The 397-nt window shown below is 37.5% G+C and carries 1 protein-coding gene; it reads right to left on the reverse strand.

Going from position 1 to position 397, the window contains the following annotated elements:
- Nucleotides 1-283 (reverse strand): hypothetical protein (locus QWY28_RS23265; RefSeq protein WP_300955300.1); only part of this gene is annotated, 283 nt, incomplete at its 3' end.
- Nucleotides 284-397 lie beyond the last annotated feature (114 nt).

Below are 397 nucleotides of genomic sequence, written 5' to 3' on the forward strand. Positions count from 1 at the left end.
CGGTAACTGAATCAATTCGATCTTCAGAATACATGCATGTAGCATATAAGAATTGTTCATGGTTGGTCTCAGCATATCGGTTGATAATCGTGTCAGAGAATTCGGGCATTGATTTCAAATCTTCAATGAAGTTCTTCCTGATGTTCGGGAAGTGTGGTATGCGTTTTGATTCTTTAGACTCAACAATTTTCCAGAAGGAAAGATCACGGTTGTTAGATACAAGTTCCTTGACTACTTGACAACGATAAATAATGTTGCCAAATTCATCAGCTGCGCAATACATATTGTTTTTGTATCGCTTGATGTGAGTGTAGATGTGTCCTACAGTGACGATGTAGTGTTTTTCAACTACAAGTCCATAGCATCTAGAACTTTTATCTAATACAGCGTCTCTTTC

The organism is Nocardioides oceani, from assembly GCF_030412965.1.
GTDB classification, from domain to species: Bacteria; Actinomycetota; Actinomycetes; order Propionibacteriales; family Nocardioidaceae; genus Nocardioides; species Nocardioides oceani.